Here is a 19,661-nt window from a genome sequence, read left to right as displayed (position 1 = left end):
TGCTTAGAAAGCTGCGAACCGAAGTAACATCAAGGCGCATTTTGTGGATTACGTTGTTACGCATTCTGACAAAGAGAATTCCGGAACAAACACCTTGTCATTTGATGACGTGCACGCGCGTTAGACATCCATCATTTGATGGGCTCTTATCATTGCGTCTAAGAGATACAGAGTAAACTGTTACTAAATTCCTACAGCTAAAAAAAAGCCACTCCTTCCAGTGGCTAAAAGTGACGCCGATACGACACAGTAAGAAGATAATGTCCATGAAACAAAGAACACGCTTACTGTAACCTAAACCTCCAAATGCAACCACATGTATATTTCATTTTTGAGACTATAACGTCGCAATCCTGTAACTGACGTTTCCATCGTTTTCCCTTTCTTGAATGTGGTTAACCAAACCAACGTCGTGACATCGTCACAACGTTTAGTGACGACATGATATATGCGAGTACTCACCACTTTTAAAATGACTGGTTTTATTGATGATGAGTGACAACGTAAGCTGGCAGGATAAATCACTAGGTTAATTGTCTTACCTTGAGGATTGTGTAATTAAGTTACATCTACACCTTCAATCCAGATCTTTCCAGGTAATTATATTGCGTTATCTTGTTGTTTATAAAGAGTATATTTGGATTTCCATGGTTTTGTAAGTCTTACATGGTGACTTACAAAGCATTCAACTATTTTTGAAGTGAAGATTTACTTAGGCGATAACTCAACTAAATAAGGAATTTAGAGACACTAAATTTAGTTATATTGCATTAGAGACAAAAAAGGACGGTTAACCGCCCTATTCTTTGTCTTTCTGCTCTTGTCTGATTTGTTCAGCCACAATTTTGATGGCTTCACCAGTGCTTATACCCGTTGCCATTAGCTGTTGGATTCGCTCTACAGCTTCTTGTTGCTCTTGGTGGGACAGTGTCGGAATATCGTTAAACATAAAAAAGGCTCCTGTGGAAAAGGAGCCTGACTATAAACGTAAATACGTTGTTCTTCCACTATTAGTAGCTACCCAGGAAGTTGAGGTATACCCCCATCGCATCTTCGTTAGTGTAACTGGCACCGATATCCATTTGGAATAAGTTGAGTGGTGAAAGACCAATACCGGCTGTTACCGTTCCATCTTGGTCACTGTACGCTAAGTTTTTCTTATAACCCGCACGCAGTTGCAATTGACGCAGGACATCGATTTCTCCACCTACCCTAATCCACTGGGTATTGTCATCAAAATCTTTATAGCGTTCTTCTTCATTCAGATCGTAATCGACACTCAGTGTAAAGTAGTCTGCGACGATACCGGCACCAACGGTGTACTGCGGTTTCATCTGGTATTCGTATTTCAACGTTCCGCCATTACGTGAAGCAATGGTTTTCGTTTCGATGTCTCGGCTGACCAGGTTAGTGGCAGCAAAGCCAATTCGAAATGGGCCGTAAAACCAAAGTGCACCCGCATCCATGTTGAACATGGTTTCCGCTTTGTCGTTGTCTCGGATGTCTTTGATATCGTAATCATCTAAGCTGGCTTCATAAACGTAGGTGTAGATACGCTGAAGTTTCGGTGTTACACCAAAAGCAATGTGCTGCTCTAAGAATGTCTGATATTTTGCCAATGAGATACCGGCCTCCGCTACGCCAATCGAAACGGCGTTAACCGTCGAGTTGCGAGCGCGTGTTTCGATATCGGCATCATCAGAGATTTGCGGAGTCGCGTACGATTCCGTGTAAAGTTTGCCAAACACGTTTGCGGCCACAAATTTGTTCGGAATCGCAAACGCGACAGCGCCACCTAAGTCAGCTTTGACTTCAGTACTTGTAAGGTTATCAAGTGACTGTTCCAGTTCAGGAATTCGGTTCGGATCCTGACTGTCGATAAGATCGGACACGCGATCGAGTTCATCGACCATGCCATCTTCATCGTTATAGGTTAAGCCTACGCTTGGGATCAACATACCAACATCGTCGTTACGTCGATAGATGGCAGTTAACGCAGGGTTGTAGAAAGGCGCAGTTAAAAAGTTTGCTGACACAACACCGACACCACCCATGGCTTCACCACGGGCTTCGATAGCGTAGTTGGCTGCAGATGCAGAACCGGTAGCAAGGAGAATCGAGCAAGTTAAAAGTTTTATAGAGGTTTTCATAGTCGTTATATAGTGTCCACTTCCGTATGGGTTATAACGACCTATTCTCTATTAACTTTAGTTATTCCTCTACTGAAACATCATAGGTCTTACTAATAATTTGGGTTTGTTCCACAATTATTGGACCTTGCCAGCGTTGATGTGTCATAGAAATCGCTAACACATAACGCGCCGGAGGAACGTTGACCAATTCCAGTGATGTCGGATAATCGGATTCGTACGTCTTAGACCATACCTGGTTGTATGAACCATCAACGTAGTCGTAAAACGCAACATTGAGTTTCGGCAGCGGACAGTACTTATTCAGCAAAGCGTTTTTCTCAACTCGCCACTGATCTTTCGAGGCCCAACGTACGGTGTATTTGGCTTTTGGGTCGCCGAGAATCAGCCAAGAGCTCCACGACGTTTGGTCTTTGGCGGTCACATCAATTCGATAAAGCCCCATCGAAACACGACTGTTTAGGTTGTAGCGTTTCATATAAACTTTTTCGTCACTGTTCGCCGAGGGCCCAGCGTCACTGATGGTCATTTCATCGTCGGCAGACATCGATTTATCGACCCACTTTTTCAGTGTTATGTCTGCCAACTCTTTGTTGGTGCGGATTTCTACACTGGCTCGGTAGGCATCTCGGCCGGGGCTTTGGATATCGGTTCTTCTGACTAAAACCGATTTTATCCAGTCTGGTAACGGCTTGTTTTCTAGGCTTTTGCCACAATCGACATCAAATGACTGGACAATTAAGTCATTTAGGTGAGGCTCAATTGATGGATTCGTTTCTTGTTGCCACACTTCAACCAACGATGAGAACATCGAAGGTAAGTCATTGTCGAGCAGGTGCTGATGGGCCTGAGTCAATGGTGTGTTTTTTTGAAACCAATCGACTGCTTGGGTTTGAAAAGGCGCGCATACCAGCGCGCCAATCAGCCAGTAAGAACCTCGCATTGATTACGCTTTCATCTTGTAACCAACACCACGCAGGGTTTCAATTTCTAACCCTGGTAATTTTTGGCGTAACTGAAGTACGTGCGTATCTACGGTGCGAGTTGTCGGGAAATGGTTGTAGCCCCATACGTGATCCAACAATTCATCACGAGTGAACACGCGACCAAGGTTACTGGCAAGGAAAAGCAGCAAGTCAAACTCAGTACGAGTCAGTGTGACAGACTCCTCTTTGTAAAACACTTCGCGAGTGGCTTTGTCGATCACCAAGTGTTCGGTTTTCACTTTTGAGTCGTCTTGTGCATCTGATTCCGGTAGACGTAACTGAGCACGAATACGAGCAAAAAGCTCGGCTTCGGCAAACGGCTTCGTCAGATAATCATTGGCTCCGGCATCCAAACCTGTCACTTTGTCTTTTACAGTGACCAGCGCCGTCAGCAGGATGACAGGAACGTCTTTAATCTTTTTCCATTCAGGAAGATGCTGAACTGAATCGCCATCAGGAAGCTGGCGGTCCAGGATAACCAGATCGGCTTTATCCCAATGCTGCGCAACGCCCGCGATAGTTTCAGAGTGGAAACATTCATATCCCGCTTGCTCTAAACTAACCAAAAGGCCATCAGCTAGGTTTTTATCGTCTTCAACGAGAAGCAACGTCTGTTTCACAAGGTATCTCCAATATAAAAGTGGTTGGTGGTCCGGCTAGGGTCATCTTTCCGCCCATTCTGCCGACCATCGACTCTACGATAGTTAATCCTAAACCAAGCCCGGCCTTGCTCACAAATGGCTTTTTCAACTGACGCCAGTCCTTGTGAGTGAGTTCGCCTTGGTCAATAACTTTTACGGTAATGCCGTTGTCTGTTGTCGCCACATCCAAAGTAATAGGTGGAACACCATACTTAACCGCATTACGAATCAGGTTATCAATACATGTACCCAGCCAGTAAACATTAAGCTTAGCAGCGACATCTTTGTTTATGGTCAGCTTAATGTCACCTTCAAACTCTTCTTCAATTTTAAATGATAACCACTCTTCTATCGATGGCACCCATTCGGTCGCTAAAGGTTTACTGTCTGATTGCAAATAGTCCTTACTCGCCTCAGCGAGTTGCCGCAAACGACGCGAGTCTTCGCAAAGTCGCCGAAACTCATCGTATACCGTTTCAGGCAGTCGCTCAAATTCACGCCGGAACCCTTCCACAGTCAGTGACAAGCTGGCAATAGGTGTTCTCAGTTCGTGTGTCAGGATTTGAAGAATCAACATGCGACTCTTCATTTCCTTGCGTTTTGTATTCCATCGATAAACCGACCAACCCAACACCAACAAAATGTTGGCGATCACCAATATGACCATACTGATGCGCAAAATGTTGGCGTGATCTTCGACATTCCAACACAGGTTACCTCGTTGGACAAAACAACTGGTCGATTGGTTCGATAAAGAAAAGCTTAATCCGGCCTGGCTTATATTCGCCTTCCAGACATCTTCAGGAAAAATATAATAACGATCCCCTTGCCTCAACCAAAACTCGCCACGTTCCATAAACATGCTCGCACCGGAAATCAGAGCCGTGATCGCATCTTCATCCATGCGCTGTAAACGCCCAAGCAACGTATCGTTGTCGGCAAGTGGGCGTTCTGAGATTTGCATGTATTGCTGGAGTTCATCCTGCTTGTCCGGGTATTTCTCCACATAGCGAGCTGCATAAGAGCCTCCCCCCGGATGGACAAGCCCGCTGCGTGCGAACCAACGTGTACTTAACTTTGTGCCTTTACAAATCGCGCGGGTGAACACCAAAGGTTCGGTAATTAGCGGGCTTAACGGTAACTTGCCAGTACAGGTCTTAGCCAACTGGTAAAGTTGCTGAATATCTTTCAACGGATATTGGGATGTCTGAGGCAGCATCGACTCGGGAGTGATCAATCGGGTTGGATATTCTGTCTGAATCACCCGGATATCATAAGAGACGGTGGCTGAAGAGGTATCAAAGAGATCGACGAACTTGTCAATACGCTCAGGCAGCGAATCGGCACTCACCTGCATAGAGGCAAACGCAAATAGCGTGAATATGAATTTAGATGCTGCTTTAATCAAGGGTATTTGTTCAAATTCAGTACGTTACGATAACTATAAGGCATTATGTACCAAGAATACATGTGAAATGTAATATTGATGTCAATAATGTGTTCTTTAAAAAACAAGAAGCCAGCAAAATTGCTGGCTTCTTTAAGCGTTAACTTCAGTTTATAGCGCTTTCGATATGGCGTCTACACTGTCTTTGGCATCGCCAAACAACATATGGGTATTGTCCTTAAAGAACAACGGGTTTTGTACCCCAGCATAACCAGTATTCATTGAACGTTTGAACACAATGACGTTCTGCGCGTTCCAAACTTCGAGGACAGGCATACCGGCAATCGGGCTGGTTGGATCTTCCTGAGCGGCTGGGTTGACCGTATCATTTGCACCAATGACCAGAACTGTATCGGTATCACCAAAGTCGTCGTTGATTTCGTCCATTTCCAGAACAATATCATACGGGACTTTCGCTTCGGCTAGCAGCACGTTCATGTGACCAGGTAAGCGCCCTGCTACAGGGTGAATCCCGAAACGAACGTTTACGCCTTGTGCACGAAGCTTCTCCGTGATCTCATGTACTGGGTATTGAGCCTGAGCAACCGCCATGCCATACCCCGGAGTGATGATCACTGACTTAGAGCCTTTCAGCATATCAGCGACATCTTCCGCAGTAATTTCGCGGTGCTCGCCATGATCCACATCGCTGGAAACCACCACTTCCTGACCAAAACCGCCGGCAATTACGCTAATAAATGAACGGTTCATCGCCCGGCACATAATGTATGACAGAATGGCACCTGAAGAACCCACTAATGCTCCCGTTACAATCAGTAGATCGTTCGCCAACATGAAACCGGCTGCGGCGGCTGCCCAGCCAGAGTAGGAGTTCAGCATCGAAACGACGACTGGCATATCCGCCCCACCGATGGACGCCACCAGGTGGTAACCAAAAGCAAACGAAATCAACGTCATAACGATTAAAGCAAACATACTGCCTTCCGCTTTGACAAAATAGATCATCAGGAGCGTAGAAATTACAACGGCCGCCAAATTCATTTTATGTTTGTGCGGCAAGTTTAGCGGTGAAGATGAAATGATCCCGCGTAATTTACCAAATGCGACCACCGAACCGGTAAATGTGACGGCACCGATAAAGACGCCCAGAAACACCTCCACCATGTGAATGACGTGTTCTGCGTGTATACCGGCCAGGTCTGTCGATACTGGCGCTGGTGGCTCAAGATAGCTGTTGTAGCCCACTAATACGGCGGCCATACCAACAAAGCTGTGAAGAATTGCCACCAGCTCTGGCATCTCTGTCATTTCGACTTTCTTAGCGAAATGAATACCGATCCCGCCACCGATCACCATTGCTAAGATGATCCAGGCTAGGCCTTGTGCCCCTGGGCTGAAGATCGTCGCGATCAAAGCGATCGTCATCCCTGCGATGCCGTAATAATTACCGCGTTTTGCTGACTCTTGCTTCGACAAACCAGCCAAACTCAATATGAAAAACAGAGCAGCAACGATATAAGCCGCCTGTACTAATCCTGCAGACATATGTTACTCCCTATTTAACGGTCTTTACGGAACATTTCGAGCATACGTTTGGTCACGGTAAAGCCACCAAAGATATTAATGCTCGCAATGAGAACAGCGATAAATGAAATGAAGGTCACTAAACCGTTCCCCTGCCCAATTTGCAGTAAAGCACCAACGACGATAATGCCTGAAATCGCATTGGTCACCGACATCAACGGGGTGTGCAGGGAATGCGTGACATTCCAGACAACGTAATAACCGACTACACAAGCCAGAACGAATACCGTAAAGTGAGACAAAAATGCTGCGGGTGCGACCGATGCCACCCAGGCAAAGGCAGCCACACCGATGGCGACACCCGCCAGTTTTTTCACTGGTGACGCTGGCTCTTGTGGTTTCTCATCTTTCTTGGCAGATTCCACAGCTTTTGTCTGAGGCTGTACAGAAACCTGAATCGGTGGCGCTGGCCAAGTAACTTCCCCTTCTTTCACTACCGTAACACCACGAATCACCACATCATCAAAATCGATATTGACAGTGCCATCTTTTTCTTTGCAAAGCAGTTTCAGTAGGTTTACCAGGTTGGTAGCGTAAAGTTGCGATGATTGCGTTGGCAATCGGCCAACCATATCGGTATAACCAACAACTTTAACGCCGTTGTCCGTCGTGATAACTTTATCGGCCTGGGTGTATTCACAGTTACCGCCATTAGCGGCTGCAAGATCGACAATCACACTGCCCGCTTTCATGCTGTCGACCATTTCTTTGCTGATCAGCTTCGGCGCAGGCTTGCCAGGGATCAAAGCCGTGGTGATAATGATGTCGACGTCTTTTGCTTGCGCAGCGTAAAGCTCAGCCGCTTTCTTATTGAAATCATCGGACATCTCTTTCGCATAGCCGTCGCCAGAGCCAGCCGTTTCCTGAAAATCGACAGTCAGGAACTCAGCCCCCATCGATTCGACTTGTTCTTTCACTTCCGGGCGAACGTCAAATGCGCGCACGATAGCCCCCAGACTGCCTGCCGCGCCAATCGCCGCCAAGCCGGCAACACCAGCCCCAGCGACCAGGACTTTAGCAGGAGGCACTTTACCCGCTGCAGTTATTTGCCCAGTAAAGAATCGCCCGAATTCATGTGCAGCTTCGACGACGGCACGATAACCTGCGATATTCGCCATTGAAGACAAGGCATCAAGCGCCTGAGCTCGTGAAATACGAGGGACGGCATCCATGGCCATTACATTGATGTTTTTGCCTGACAGTTTTTCCATTAATTCAGGATTTTGTGCAGGCCAAATAAAACTGACTAACGTTGCGCCCTCTTTTAACAACGCAATTTCATCAACTTCGCCCTCATAGAGTGGCGCATTCACTTTTAGAATGACATCTGAAGACCAAACGTCTTGTTTGGAAACAACGTTTGCCCCCGCCGCCTCAAATGCAGCATCATCGAAACTAGCCAGCACCCCCGCTTGCGTTTCGACAGAGACATCAAATCCCAGTTTTATTAGCTGCTCTACCGATTTCGGCGAGGCAGCTACTCGCGTTTCACCCGCGAGTATTTCTTTTGGCACACCAATTTGCATAGCGATTCCTTGACTATTGGCAGAATGACTTATCCGTTTTTATCGGACCAAAAAATGAACTGCAAGTACTTTGTAACAAAAATACAAAATATCATGAGTTATAACCGTATGTAATGAATCATCTTGCTGACAAGATTGTAAGAAAACAACGTATTCTTGACTCAGCAGAGGTCAAACCAGTAACAAAAAAGTTCAAATTAAACAGTAGATTACAATCGTATTACATATAAAACGAGCCATAAGAATATCGACTTATGGCTCATAAAATACTGATTGGAATCAAAGAGAAATTTGATAAATTAGAAAATGTTATCGCCCATTTGATCGATAAACATTTGCGCCTTTTTCAGCATGAATTCATTAGCATCGCTTTCTGAGGCTAGGACATCAGAACGAATAAAGCGATGTGTTTTTACTTCACCATCGATTTCTTTGGTTATCCGACCGGCAATCCGATATTGACCGCCTTCTGCTATCGCTTCCTGATAAATCAGAAAACCTTTGTATTCTACTGGCTCTACCTGTTTTGGTTCTTTTGGTTGACTGCCACAAAACAGGCGTGAAAATAGACCCACTCACTACTCCTTAAGAACGTTTAATATTAATGATTGGTTTCTCGTACCACTCCAGCGTATCGCTTTCACCCTTATTTGACGAACGAATAAACGGAATGTGTTCGTCGCGATTCTGACGTCGATCGTCAATGATCATTGACTCGGCAGCGAATACTGCATCTTCCGCCGCCTTTTGAAGTGACAACATTTTATGCTCAGGCAAGGCTGACAAAAAATCAATATCGTACCGAATATAGACCGGACGAAGCTGACTAAGCGCCAGGCATGCAAGGTCAGCGAGCTGATCATGAGTAAAGTGGTTGGCGTAAGCTTCCCGGGTCAGAACCTGGCCGACCAGCGTCTCCATATAGTTATGAACATCCACACTAATTTGCATAACGTCATTCCTTCGCAACAGGATTAAACAGGTTAATTTATAAACATAGACCAACTTTTACTCTGATAGTTTAGTAAAAAGCTTGGCAATTCAATAAATAGAAGTATTCTTATACTCAATTTTCGAAATTGTTATATTCATCGGGCCGAGTTTTTCGTTTTATGTCGTACTCCATAGTCACTACGAACTGGTTTCGTTTAGCGTTTCCGCTATTGCTGGTTACGCTGCTATGGACAGGTATGAGCAATGTCATCACGGTGACACAAGCTAATATAGGATTCGCGTCACATCTTCCCTACATTATTCTGGGATCAGTTTTTACCTTAGGCCACTTTTTTAAGCAAAGTCGAATCTCTATGATTTCTGCTGCGCTTATTTTATCTTATTGGGTGATCCAGGTCAGACTTCAAAGCCCTCTCACCACGGGCTCAACGCTGTTAGAACTCTCTTTATTAGCCTTTTTACTGCCCGTCGCCAGTTTTTTGGTTTATCCAATGAGTGATACGGGCATCAATAGTCGTACATTTGGTGTTTATATACTGGTTCTGCTGATGTTCGTCTTTTGGGCATACCTCATTGTGGCTCACTACAACGACGGAGGCTTCAGCACGTTCAGCAATGCATTTCTTTACTATGTGCCACAGATATCGCGCCTTCCTTTGATTTTAGTGCTCTACCTGGCTGCTCTGGTTGGGATCAGTGCCATTCTTGTATTGCGTAATAATCGGATTGTTGATGTTTCCGTCTACTCAGTTGTGTCGTTAACCAGCATCACGTTCATCTTTTTTCACGTTCACTACGTCTCCAGCACGATGTTTTCAGTCGCCGGTATCTTGTTGCTCATTTATCTGCTCTCAGCAAGCTACGAGCTGGCCTTCAATGACCGGCTGACTGGTATACCAGGACGATTGGCATTAGACGCTGATTTACGCCACCTTGGCCGACACTTTACTGTCGCCATGGTGGATATTGACCACTTTAAATCATTCAATGATACCTATGGTCATGATACTGGCGACGACGTTTTAAAGCTGGTTGCTTCTAAGCTCACCAAAGTGGGCGGCCGGGCGCGTGTCTACCGTTACGGGGGCGAAGAGTTCACCGTATTATTCAAAGGTAAAAATGCCGATGAAGCCACCTCGCATCTCGAAACATTGAGGCAATCTATCGAGGGCTACGAAATGTACCTTCGCGACGACAGTCGGCCGAAGAACGATAAACAAGGCTTGCGGCAGCGTGGCAAAGCGAAAAAACGTGAATCGGTGAGCGTGACCATCAGTATTGGTTATGCCGATAGCAAAACAAGCCGCAAAGCCGAAGAAGTCATGAAACGCGCCGATAACGCGTTGTACAAAGCAAAAGAGAAAGGTCGCAATCGGATTGAGAAAGCTAAGGCTTAATCTTGATTAAAAAACAACACGATACTACCGCCCTTGTAATCGGACCCGTAGTTAACATTGATACCGATGCCGATATTATCGATCCAGTCTGCTTCGAATGGCGGCGTCATGAGCCAGCCGATGGACGTCTCGTAGTAGTAGTCTGTGCCAAACTCACTCGGCGTGTCTCCACCCAAGTCAATTCGACTGATACTGGCATATAAAGACTGCAACGAGTTTCCCCACTGCGTGATGTTGTAAAACAGTTCTGCTCCGTTAGAAACATACCAGCCTTCCGGGTTACCCACATTGCCACTATTGGCATCACCCCAGCCATAACCATAAAAATAGTGCCATGATGAGACAACTTTCCATTTACCCCACTCCGGCTCGTCGTGATACTCGAATTTTAGCGTGGGTTCATAAATGTTGGACCAGGCAGACACATCGACTAAGCGGTCTTTCAGAAAAACATCTATCAATTCCTGTGATTCTAAGCTATTGGCAGTAAAGTCATTTTTATAATGAATCAGATGAGTGCCTATACCCGGGATGAGTCGCCAGTTTTCAGTCAGGTTCATACGATAGCGATAGGCCGCAAAACCAGAAATGATCGTCTCTTTTAAGTTGTCTTCTGGCACGTCGCCCTGAAGTAACTGGGTATCCGAATCAGTGAAAATGCCCGACAGGCGGAGATAAATACGATGTTGGTTGTCTGAGTCGGGCTCATCAAACTCAAACGTGAGCGGGATGGCCACAACCGAATTTTGTTTCCGTCGCTCGACAGCATCATCCGAGCCCAGATTTTCGTTGTCGAGATTTAATGCCCGATTAGGATTAAAGTCGTTCACCCCGAATTTAATGACATCGGTATCAGTCAGCACGACAACTGAGGCAAATCGATGTTCAAACGATTTGATTATCGCGTCATCCAACTGATTCGCTGAGATCTGTTGTGAAGCGGTAAGCACGCTAAAAAACAGCGCTACTCGATAAGTTAAGAAGGTCCGTTTCATCGTTTCCTGTACAGCAAGTCTTAGAGAAGACTATCCAGTTCTTTCCAAATCAGACACGACTACAAAGCAGTTTCGCCCGTTACTTTTCGCTTGATACAGTGCATCATCGGCGGCGCCGTAAATATCTTCATTAGATTCACGCCCTTTGGGCAAAATACTCAACACGCCAAGTGACACCGTCACGTAAGGTGTGCCATGATTGTAGTCATGCGGATACGCGACGTCTTTAAACCGGTCCATGATGCGTTGCGCTGCCTGGCTCGCCTGCTCCAATGACGTATTCGCCAGTAAAACAACAAACTCCTCACCGCCATATCGACCTACAAACTCACCGCTGCGGCTAAATAGTTTAGACGTTTCCTGAGCAAGTCGAATTAAGCATCGGTCTCCTTCAAGGTGGCCGTAATTGTCATTAAATGCTTTGAAATTATCGACATCAAACAAAAGCATGCCAAGTGGCAACTCCTGCCGTCCATGCCAGGCGATCAACTCCTGCAATTTGTCATCAATAAACCGGCGGTTGAACACTTTAGTCAGCCCGTCTTCGTTAACCTGCTGTTGTAAGACGTGATTTAACTCTTCAAGTTTTGCCGAAGTCTTTTTCAACTCACGACGCATGAAGGCTATCCGCTGCATGGCACGTAGCTTAGAGTTCAGTACGATTTTATCGACCGGCTTAATAAGGTAATCGTCTCCCCCGGCATCAATGGCTTTCGCGATCATACTCGGTTCATCATGACCACTGAGGAAAATGATCGGCACCCACTCCGGGTACAATCGTCTGATCTCGTGAGAGAGCTCGAAACCGTCCATTTCCGGCATCGAAATATCAAGTAGCACAAGCTCAGGGTCAAAGTCACTGTATAGCGCCAAGGCAGCACGACCACTGGAGACAGCTTCGACAGTATGACCAAGCTGTTTCAAGCGAATCGCAAGCTGCATTCTGTCCAGCTGAACATCGTCAACCAGTAGAATACGCATTGATGAACCCGTTTCACTCATGTAAGTACCAGAAATAATTGGATATATTTAGATATAGCACAGCAGCCTCTTTGTTGCACCGTGTATTATCAATAACTTGCTTTTAAATTATCTAAGCACCAAGCAGTAAAGGAGCAAACCCCGGCAAAGTCACTTAAAGTTGTTTGATTTTCAGCATTTATCTGTTGATATCACGCGCTAAGATGAGTTTGAGTATTGACTTTTCGCTGTGAGTTTTTAGGATCGCCCTTTTTCGATACGAGAATATGTCAATGTCTGACACCAACCAAACCGAACAACAAACTGTCGATCTGGAAACGATTTCTCCTGAACTACGTCAGGTAATCGAATTTGATCAGGTGCCTGAAGCGATGCACTTCATGGTTTCCTCTATTCACGAAGTGTCAGAAGAAGCCGTACGCGAAGCTTGGGACTCACTGCCTGCCAGCGCACAGAATGTGCTCGACAACTTCGAGCAATTTCACTCTCTGATTTCTGTGAGTCAGGCTTTTGCTGGCGTTAACGTGATGGAAGAGTTCCCAACGCTTAACCTGCCGAAAGAGATGACGGAAGAGCAGAAAGAACAGTACCGCGCAGAACTGCTGGATGAAGTGCTGCACAACTGTGTGAAGGATATGGTGAAACAAATCAAGAAAGCTCGCCGTGATCCTATTCTGAAGAAAGACTTCAAAGACGTATTCGTCAAATAAAATCAAAAATCAAGCCGCGTTCACCGCGGCTTTTTTATTTCAGTGCGTTAAGGCAACATCCCGTTGCGTCACGCTCACCCCTTTAACCTGGGCAAACACCTGCATCCCGACATGTAAGCCAAGTTCATCTCTGGCCCAGGCAGTTACCGTGGCCCATAGACAGCACCCTTCACCCAACGCCAGTTTTATCGCCACGCTTTGCTTATCGCCTCCATGGCGACGAGTTTCTAGCTCCACAATCTCAGCCGGTAATATATTCCGGATAGAAGTCGAGCGCGGTTTCTCCAAAGCGAGTGAGACGTCATTGGCCCTGACCTGAAGACGGACCGATGTGCCCACTAGAGCATCTATTCGCTGAACCCAAAGATGAACACCCGTCGCCAACTTAAGCTGACTCAACGCGTAGTCGTCATTGTGCGTCTCGATTGAAGCTTCAAACAAAGAGCTTTGATCAGAAAAAGACTGCCAAGGGCGCATTGCTTTGGTTGACCAAACCTGTTCTACCGGTCCAGAAGTCACCGCCTGACCGTCGTCGATGATCACTAAATAGTTCGCCAGTCTTAGGATCTCATTCAAGCTGTGAGTGACATACAGAATTGGGATTTGAACCCGATCGGCTAGTTCTTCCAGAAATGGCATCACTTCACGTTTACGTGGCATATCCAGAGAGGCGAGAGGTTCGTCCATTAACAAGATATCCGGTTTTGCCAGTAGCGCTCGGCCAATGGCCACTCTCTGCTGTTCTCCGCCAGACAGCTCGCTTGGAAAGCGGTCTAACAACGGTTCAAGGGCTAACAACTTGATGATGGTTTCCACGTGGTCAGGATCCATCTTCTTAACGCCATAAAGCAGATTGCCTTTCACCCGGTAGTGAGGGAACAAACGCGCATCCTGAAACACATAGCCAACGTTACGTTTGTGGACTGGTACATCAAGGTTCTTCAATGACGAAAACAACGTTCGGTCTTGAACCACTATCTCACCTTCATCTGGTCGCAATAGGCCTGCAACCACGTTGATTAAAGAGGTTTTTCCGGCTCCGGAGCGGCCAAATATGGCGGTAATGCCGCTTGCTGGTAAATCCAAATCAATGTCAAAGTGCGTGTCGCCCAATACCAGGCAATATTTTACCCGAAGCAATGTCATCGCACGGCCCCCAGACGTTTCGCTGTCCGACGTGCCATCCATTCCGAGATGAGTAGTGACGCTAATGCGATCACGATAGAGATGGCGCACAAACGTGCCGCTTCGAGCTCAGAACCGGGGGTTTCAATAAAATTATACATTGCCAGAGGAATGGTTTGTGTTTCGCCAGGAATGTTGGAAACAAAGCTGATGGTAGCGCCAAACTCACCTAGGCTACGTGCGAAAGACAACATCGTACCAGTTATGATGCCGGGAATCGTGAGTGGTAAGGTTATTGTCATGAATACCCGCCATGAAGAAGCTCCCAGTGTTGCTGCAGCTTGCTCTAGTTTCGTGTCGACACTTTCTAAACTAAGACGAATCGAGCGCACCATTAGAGGAAGCGCCACCACAATACATGCGAGCGTGGCGCCTTTCCAACTGAAACTGAAGACTAAACCAAAATGTTCTGCCAGCCACGCTCCCAATATACCTTGCCTGCCCATCAGGACAAGCAACAAGTAGCCGATCACAACGGGAGGAAGCACCAAAGGTAGGTGAATCAGGCTATCGAGTAAGCCTTTACCTATAAATTGCTTACGCGCCAACATCCAGGCCAACGCAATACCGATCGGTATTAACCATACGATGGCGTAAAACGCGACTTTTAAGCTCAGCAGCAGAGCTTGGTATTCATATTCAGATAACAATGCTTATGCTCTTAGTTAAATCCGTACTTATCGAGGATCGCTTTACCTTGTTCGCCGTTGAGGTAATCGACAAAAGCCTGGGTTTGCGCATCCTGATTGAAGACCGCCATGGGATAACGTATGGGCGTATGCAAGCTATCGTCAAATTCCCGAACAATGCTGACCTTGTCCGACAGCAACGCATCTGTTTTATAAACAATGCCGAGATTGGACTCTTTACGCTCTACCAATGCCAGCGCCAAGCGTACATTGCTGGTCGGAGCCAGATGTTTTTCAAGCTCTGGCCAAACCTTCAGAGCTTCTAAACTCTCTCGACCATAAATGCCGGCCGGAACGGCCTGTGTGTTGCCTATCGCCAGTCGGGTTGGACCTAACGCATGAATCCAGGAGTCGGCACTCTCCAACACCAAATTCGTATCGCCACCTTTCGGCTCTATCACAACCAGTTTGTTGGATGCCCACTCAGTGACAGCGTCACTATTTATCATCTCTTTATTGATCAGATAGTTAACCCACTTTTCATTGGCTGAGACAAACACATCCGCCGGCGCGCCATTCTCTATCTGACGTGCTAGCGCTGACGATCCGGCGTAAACGGGAACAACCTTGATGCCATCATGACTACTTTCATAACTGGTGATCAAATCATTCAACACATTTGTCATGGAAGAAGCAGCATAAATGCGCACGTCCTCAGCGGATGCGGAAAAACTGATGGTTAGCGCAACAAACGTTGCTATATAAGGTACTTTCATTGTGCACTCTTTTGTAGCTGGGGCCATAACAAACTCAAATCGAGACACTGCTCAACAGCGTCGGCAATTTGGTCTATCGCTTGTTCTTTCATTGTTTCATGTGATTGCAGCTTTACGGCTTCACACCCTGCCCACTCACAAATCAGTTGCAGTGCTTCAGGGCTGTCTAATATACCGTGCAGATAGGTCCCAAAGATTTGATTGCAATCACTGATTTCACCGTCTGTTGTGGCAGCATCCAAGATCACAGGGCTCGATCCAGAGGTTTGAGTGCGACCAACATGTATTTCATAGCCTTTGACGGGAACGGACCGGGTGTTCAAAGTAAGTGACCCGGTCACATTAGTGAGCGCTTTTTGCTTAGTTAATACCGTTTCAGCGCTCAATAGTTCAAGTCCACGGCTGACTCCAGCAGGGCCTTCTACGCCGTATGGGTCATCAATAGTACGTCCCAACATCTGGTAGCCACCGCAAATCCCCATGACTTTTCCCCCTAGGCGCAGATGGCGCTGAATGTCTTTATCCCATCCCTGCTCTCGGAGGTACGCCAGATCTGCGCGGACCGATTTTGTCCCAGGCAAAATGATCAAATCAGCATGGCTGAGGCGTTCACCTTTACCCACATAACGTAAATTGATATCAGGGTTTAAACGCAATGAATCGAAATCGGTATGATTGCTGATCCGAGTAAAAACAGGGACGACAACATTTAACTTAGCGCCTGAATTCAGATTTTGTTGGGTAGTGATGGCGTCTTCCGCTTCTAAGTTAAAACCATGAAGATAAGGCAGAACCCCGATCACAGGTTTGCCGGTTGTTTTTTCCAACCAATCCAAGCCCGGTTGCAAAAGCGAAATATCCCCGCGAAAACGGTTGATGACAAAGCCTTTGACGCGCTGCTGCTCTGATTCAGACAAAAGCGCCAGCGTACCGAATAAATGCGCGAACACTCCGCCCCGATCGATATCGGCAATGATGATCACCGGAACGTCAGCCTCTTCTGCAAACCCCATGTTCGCGATATCGTTTTCTCGCAAGTTGATCTCTGCCGGGCTACCGGCACCTTCAACAACCACACAGTCATACTCACGACATAAAATATCAAAAGACTCCAGAACCGTGGGCAACGCAATCTGCTTATAATTTTGGTAGCCCACCGCTTCCATGTCCTGTATCGCCTTCCCCTGCAAGATGACCTGCGCCCCTGTATCTGAGTTTGGCTTGAGCAAGACCGGATTCATATGCACGGATGGATCAATACGACATGCCTGGGCTTGAACAGCCTGCGCGCGTCCTATTTCGCCGCCATCAGGAGTGACGGCACTGTTAAGTGCCATATTTTGCGGCTTGAAAGGGGCAACGTTTACCCCTTTTCTGTTCAGCACACGGCATAAGCCTGCCACTAACGCACTTTTCCCTGCATCAGACGTTGTCCCCTGAACCATCAGAGTGCGAGGTGATAAATCCATAACTATTCCAAAAACTTAAATCTACGCCTCTATAATACTCACATCCCTGCTGGTGTCTCAATAAATGAATAGAGTATGAATGGCCTACTCACCAAGGGTTCAAGTGCTGCGTGTTGTAATTCCACCATCAAACAACCATATATAAGGACACAAAAGATGAAAAAGACGATAATTGCACTTACTGCCGCTCTAACCCTGTCACCAGCTCTTGCCCTGGCCAACTCTACTCAGACAGGCATCCAATACAACGGTCCGGTAGAAGTCAGTTCTGTGAAACAACTGCTGGCCGATGCCAATATGTTCACAGAAAAAGATGTCGTGGTAGAAGGCCATTTGCTGCGTCAGGTTCGTAAAGACACCTTCATTTTTTCTGATGGTGATGGCGAAGTCCAAATCGAATTCGATGATGACATTCATTTCAACACACCGCTCAATGCAGAGACTAAAGTGCGTTTATACGGCGAGTTTGAAGGTGGTCAAACACCGGAAATTGAAGTCGAGCAGGTTCAACTGCTGTAAAGTCGTTCGAATACAGCTCCAGATTGGTAAACTGGTCTGCTTTTTGCAGACCTTTTTATTAACGCCAAAAATCAATCACATCCATCTGGAGTTGTAATGAACAAACAACGTTTCGCTGTCTGCCTGGCAGCGCTGGCAAGCTCTCTGCCTCTTTCCGCACAAGCCAACAATTTTGACTACAACTTTTTCGAAGTGCGCATGGGAATGAGTCCGGAAACCGCTGGTGTAGAAGCCAGTACTTTGATCACTGAAAACCTTCACCTGGTTGGCCGGATTGATTCAAAGTTGGATCACGACTGGGACGCTGCGGCGGGTATTGGGTTTAACGGTCCGATCAACCAATTTGCCGATGTATACGGACAACTGTTGGTACACAATATCCAGGAGTCAGAAGAAGACGGTGATGACAACAATACACAAGCAGAAATTAACATTGGTGTACGTCTGTGGCTAAGCGATCAACTAGAGGCAACCGGCCGCATCGGTAAAAATGATGAACGCTCTGTGTTTCATGCCGGGGTGCGTTTCCACTCCACCAATCAATTGTCTTTATCAGCCGAAGCTCGCAACAATGGTGTGTATGGCCCGCAGGCTGTCATGTCGGTTCGCTTCCAATACTAAGTCTGTGACAAAGGAAAAGGTAGCCGACGCTACCTTTTTTGTTGCCTTACCACAATTTTTCTCGGTATCAATTCTATTCCGGGGTTGTAGCGCTTGGCCGTCGCATTTAATGCCAGCTCAAGGGCACTGTCGGCGATTAACTCAAACTGTTGTGGTAGAGAGTTAATTTTTATCGGTAGGAAATCCAGTAAACGGTTGTCACCGAAAGTGGCCAACTGTATCCGGTGCATTAACTCGGGGTGCTCAAACAACACATCCAAAACGCCTTCGAGCAGCGTGTATGACGTTGTAATAAGAGCCTGAGGGATAGTATTATCGCTTACCCACTCTTCAAACACTTTTTTACCATCTTCACGGTTGAAGTGTTGACCATAGCCGACCTGAAAGCGTTGTCCTGCTTTTTTGACCGCGGCTTCAAATCCCAATTGACGCTCACGGGAGATATTAAGTTCTGGCAATGCGCCAATTAATCCAAAATTAGTGACGCCGTCACATACTAAAGATTGTGTTAATTCAAATGCTGCGCCGAAATCTTCACTGATAACACACGAAAAATATTCGTCGTCTAAAGGACGGTCAATCGCAATCACCGGTGTACCCGATTTTTGTAACGCGAGGTAAAACTCGCTCGCGTCTGGCATCGCACTGGCAACAAACAACGCATCAATACGACGACTCACTAACGCATCTGCGACTTTCTTTTCCGTTTCTGGATTGTCATCAGAGCAACCAATCAGAATCTGGTAATCTGCGCTACGCGAATTTTGCTCAAGCAGTTTTGCCAGACGTGCATAACTGGTGTTCTCCAGATCCGGAATGATCAGACCAAAGGATCGACTGTTCCCTGCCCGCAATGAGGTTGCGGCGTGATCCGGACGATAATTGTGAGCCTCAACCACCGCCATAACTTTTTGCTGAGTCTTTTCACTAATCCGATATTTCTGGGCCTTACCATTGATGACATAACTGGCCGTCGTTTTCGACACACCGGCTAATCTGGCTATTTCATCAAGTGTCATATCAGTGCCTTTAATTTGTGGTGTTGATCAAATATCACCACATTCGATCTTAGGATTATTTGCATTATAAGCTGAAACGTTTCAGCATAAAAGCTGAAAGGATTCAGCAAA

Annotated in this window: 20 protein-coding genes; 4 read left to right on the top strand and 16 right to left on the bottom strand. The window is 46.4% G+C overall.

Translation table 11 applies throughout. The annotated features are described in order from the left end of the window. Positions 1–799: 799 nt before the first annotated feature. The 9 genes from VPR01S_RS22245 to VPR01S_RS10325 all read right to left on the bottom strand — a co-directional run bounded on the left by VPR01S_RS22245 (position 800) and on the right by VPR01S_RS10325 (position 9,246). Positions 800–949 (bottom strand): YoaH family protein, encoded by a 150-nt coding sequence (locus VPR01S_RS22245; protein ID WP_021705277.1) that lies wholly within the window; start codon positions 947–949, stop codon positions 800–802. 61 nt (positions 950–1,010) lie between these two features. Continuing rightward, the gene (locus tag VPR01S_RS10360; RefSeq protein ID WP_021705276.1) at positions 1,011–2,150 is read right to left on the bottom strand and encodes a conjugal transfer protein TraF; all 1,140 of its coding nucleotides are present in this window, start codon (positions 2,148–2,150) and stop codon (positions 1,011–1,013) included. 61 nt (positions 2,151–2,211) lie between these two features. After that, positions 2,212–3,093: a DUF2861 family protein gene (locus tag VPR01S_RS10355; protein ID WP_021705275.1), complete on the bottom strand. Its 882-nt coding sequence runs from the start codon at positions 3,091–3,093 to the stop codon at positions 2,212–2,214. Positions 3,094–3,096: 3 nt separating this feature from the next. Further along, complete coding sequence (vxrB, locus tag VPR01S_RS10350; protein WP_021705274.1) at positions 3,097–3,756, bottom strand: response regulator transcription factor VxrB; 660 nt, start codon at positions 3,754–3,756, stop codon at positions 3,097–3,099. Further along, a complete protein-coding gene (gene vxrA, locus VPR01S_RS10345; RefSeq protein ID WP_052035748.1) occupies positions 3,731–5,134 on the bottom strand; it encodes a sensor histidine kinase VxrA in 1,404 nt (467 codons plus the stop codon). Before vxrA ends, vxrB begins: the two co-directional genes overlap by 26 nt. Before the next feature lie 201 nt (positions 5,135–5,335). Then, positions 5,336–6,730 carry a Re/Si-specific NAD(P)(+) transhydrogenase subunit beta gene (gene pntB, locus VPR01S_RS10340; protein ID WP_021705272.1) on the bottom strand — a complete coding sequence of 465 codons (1,395 nt, stop codon included), beginning with the start codon at positions 6,728–6,730 and terminating at the stop codon, positions 5,336–5,338. A 14-nt stretch (positions 6,731–6,744) separates the two neighbouring features. Further along, a complete protein-coding gene (locus VPR01S_RS10335) occupies positions 6,745–8,295 on the bottom strand; it encodes a Re/Si-specific NAD(P)(+) transhydrogenase subunit alpha (protein ID WP_021705271.1) in 1,551 nt (516 codons plus the stop codon). A 299-nt stretch (positions 8,296–8,594) separates the two neighbouring features. Beyond that, positions 8,595–8,870, bottom strand: coding sequence for an HlyU family transcriptional regulator (locus VPR01S_RS10330; protein WP_021705270.1), 276 nt, complete (start codon positions 8,868–8,870; stop codon positions 8,595–8,597). Between the two features lie 10 nt (positions 8,871–8,880). Further along, positions 8,881–9,246 (bottom strand): late competence development ComFB family protein, encoded by a 366-nt coding sequence (locus tag VPR01S_RS10325; RefSeq protein ID WP_021705269.1) that lies wholly within the window; start codon positions 9,244–9,246, stop codon positions 8,881–8,883. 161 nt (positions 9,247–9,407) lie between these two features. On the opposite strand from VPR01S_RS10325, the gene VPR01S_RS10320 reads away from it, so the two are divergent. Further along, complete coding sequence (locus VPR01S_RS10320) at positions 9,408–10,646, top strand: GGDEF domain-containing protein (RefSeq protein WP_021705268.1); 1,239 nt, start codon at positions 9,408–9,410, stop codon at positions 10,644–10,646. On the opposite strand, the gene VPR01S_RS10315 is transcribed toward VPR01S_RS10320, so the two are convergent. After that, positions 10,643–11,641 (bottom strand): Solitary outer membrane autotransporter beta-barrel domain, encoded by a 999-nt coding sequence (locus VPR01S_RS10315; RefSeq protein ID WP_021705267.1) that lies wholly within the window; start codon positions 11,639–11,641, stop codon positions 10,643–10,645. The genes VPR01S_RS10320 and VPR01S_RS10315 overlap by 4 nt on opposite strands. A gap of 30 nt (positions 11,642–11,671) precedes the next feature. Beyond that, positions 11,672–12,643, bottom strand: a complete 972-nt coding sequence (locus VPR01S_RS10310) for a GGDEF domain-containing response regulator (RefSeq protein WP_040902560.1) — start codon at positions 12,641–12,643, stop codon at positions 11,672–11,674. A gap of 251 nt (positions 12,644–12,894) precedes the next feature. Between VPR01S_RS10310 and VPR01S_RS10305 the strand changes: the two genes are divergently transcribed. Continuing rightward, on the top strand, positions 12,895–13,332 hold the full coding sequence (locus VPR01S_RS10305; protein WP_021705265.1) for a DUF3069 domain-containing protein: 438 nt from the start codon (positions 12,895–12,897) through the stop codon (positions 13,330–13,332). Between the two features lie 39 nt (positions 13,333–13,371). Here VPR01S_RS10305 and modC read toward each other — a convergent pair whose 3' ends face one another. The 4 genes from modC to VPR01S_RS10285 are packed head-to-tail and all read right to left on the bottom strand — an operon-like array spanning position 13,372 to position 17,391. Further along, positions 13,372–14,478: a molybdenum ABC transporter ATP-binding protein ModC gene (modC, locus tag VPR01S_RS10300; protein WP_021705264.1), complete on the bottom strand. Its 1,107-nt coding sequence runs from the start codon at positions 14,476–14,478 to the stop codon at positions 13,372–13,374. Next, positions 14,475–15,167 carry a molybdate ABC transporter permease subunit gene (gene modB / locus VPR01S_RS10295; protein ID WP_021705263.1) on the bottom strand — a complete coding sequence of 231 codons (693 nt, stop codon included), beginning with the start codon at positions 15,165–15,167 and terminating at the stop codon, positions 14,475–14,477. Before modB ends, modC begins: the two co-directional genes overlap by 4 nt. An 11-nt stretch (positions 15,168–15,178) precedes the next feature. After that, on the bottom strand, positions 15,179–15,922 hold the full coding sequence (gene modA / locus VPR01S_RS10290; RefSeq protein WP_021705262.1) for a molybdate ABC transporter substrate-binding protein: 744 nt from the start codon (positions 15,920–15,922) through the stop codon (positions 15,179–15,181). Further along, a complete protein-coding gene (locus VPR01S_RS10285) occupies positions 15,919–17,391 on the bottom strand; it encodes a cobyric acid synthase (protein ID WP_021705261.1) in 1,473 nt (490 codons plus the stop codon). The genes modA and VPR01S_RS10285 overlap by 4 nt, the downstream gene beginning before the upstream one ends. A gap of 156 nt (positions 17,392–17,547) precedes the next feature. Here VPR01S_RS10285 and VPR01S_RS10280 point away from each other — a divergent pair, with 156 nt between their 5' ends. Both VPR01S_RS10280 and VPR01S_RS10275 read left to right on the top strand, forming a co-directional pair. Further along, complete coding sequence (locus tag VPR01S_RS10280; protein ID WP_021705260.1) at positions 17,548–17,910, top strand: YgiW/YdeI family stress tolerance OB fold protein; 363 nt, start codon at positions 17,548–17,550, stop codon at positions 17,908–17,910. A gap of 96 nt (positions 17,911–18,006) precedes the next feature. Then, positions 18,007–18,531, top strand: a complete 525-nt coding sequence (locus VPR01S_RS10275) for a hypothetical protein (protein ID WP_021705259.1) — start codon at positions 18,007–18,009, stop codon at positions 18,529–18,531. Positions 18,532–18,560: 29 nt separating this feature from the next. Here the strand turns inward: VPR01S_RS10275 and cra are convergent, their stop codons facing one another. Then, entirely contained in the window at positions 18,561–19,550 is a 990-nt protein-coding gene (gene cra / locus VPR01S_RS10270) for a catabolite repressor/activator (protein WP_021705258.1), read from the bottom strand. Positions 19,551–19,661: the final 111 nt, after the last annotated feature.

The organism is Vibrio proteolyticus NBRC 13287 (genome assembly GCF_000467125.1).
GTDB classification, from domain to species: Bacteria; Pseudomonadota; Gammaproteobacteria; order Enterobacterales; family Vibrionaceae; genus Vibrio; species Vibrio proteolyticus.
Note: the sequence above shows the minus strand (reverse complement) of the source record. Positions and strands in the feature narration are given on the sequence as shown.

Excerpts from the sequence above, each read along its gene's own strand:
- VPR01S_RS22245 (WP_021705277.1), bottom strand. The coding sequence starts at position 949 with ATGTTTAACGATATTCCGACACTGTCCCACCAAGAGCAACAAGAAGCT.
- VPR01S_RS10360 (WP_021705276.1), bottom strand. The coding sequence starts at position 2,150 with ATGAAAACCTCTATAAAACTTTTAACTTGCTCGATTCTCCTTGCTACC.
- VPR01S_RS10355 (WP_021705275.1), bottom strand. The coding sequence starts at position 3,093 with ATGCGAGGTTCTTACTGGCTGATTGGCGCGCTGGTATGCGCGCCTTTT.
- vxrA (WP_052035748.1), bottom strand. The coding sequence starts at position 5,134 with ATGCAGGTGAGTGCCGATTCGCTGCCTGAGCGTATTGACAAGTTCGTC.
- pntB (WP_021705272.1), bottom strand. The coding sequence starts at position 6,730 with ATGTCTGCAGGATTAGTACAGGCGGCTTATATCGTTGCTGCTCTGTTT.
- VPR01S_RS10335 (WP_021705271.1), bottom strand. The coding sequence starts at position 8,295 with ATGCAAATTGGTGTGCCAAAAGAAATACTCGCGGGTGAAACGCGAGTA.
- VPR01S_RS10325 (WP_021705269.1), bottom strand. The coding sequence starts at position 9,246 with ATGCAAATTAGTGTGGATGTTCATAACTATATGGAGACGCTGGTCGGC.
- VPR01S_RS10320 (WP_021705268.1), top strand. The coding sequence starts at position 9,408 with ATGTCGTACTCCATAGTCACTACGAACTGGTTTCGTTTAGCGTTTCCG.
- VPR01S_RS10315 (WP_021705267.1), bottom strand. The coding sequence starts at position 11,641 with ATGAAACGGACCTTCTTAACTTATCGAGTAGCGCTGTTTTTTAGCGTG.
- VPR01S_RS10310 (WP_040902560.1), bottom strand. The coding sequence starts at position 12,643 with ATGAGTGAAACGGGTTCATCAATGCGTATTCTACTGGTTGACGATGTT.
- VPR01S_RS10305 (WP_021705265.1), top strand. The coding sequence starts at position 12,895 with ATGTCTGACACCAACCAAACCGAACAACAAACTGTCGATCTGGAAACG.
- modC (WP_021705264.1), bottom strand. The coding sequence starts at position 14,478 with ATGACATTGCTTCGGGTAAAATATTGCCTGGTATTGGGCGACACGCAC.
- modA (WP_021705262.1), bottom strand. The coding sequence starts at position 15,922 with ATGAAAGTACCTTATATAGCAACGTTTGTTGCGCTAACCATCAGTTTT.
- VPR01S_RS10285 (WP_021705261.1), bottom strand. The coding sequence starts at position 17,391 with ATGGATTTATCACCTCGCACTCTGATGGTTCAGGGGACAACGTCTGAT.
- VPR01S_RS10280 (WP_021705260.1), top strand. The coding sequence starts at position 17,548 with ATGAAAAAGACGATAATTGCACTTACTGCCGCTCTAACCCTGTCACCA.
- VPR01S_RS10275 (WP_021705259.1), top strand. The coding sequence starts at position 18,007 with ATGAACAAACAACGTTTCGCTGTCTGCCTGGCAGCGCTGGCAAGCTCT.
- cra (WP_021705258.1), bottom strand. The coding sequence starts at position 19,550 with ATGACACTTGATGAAATAGCCAGATTAGCCGGTGTGTCGAAAACGACG.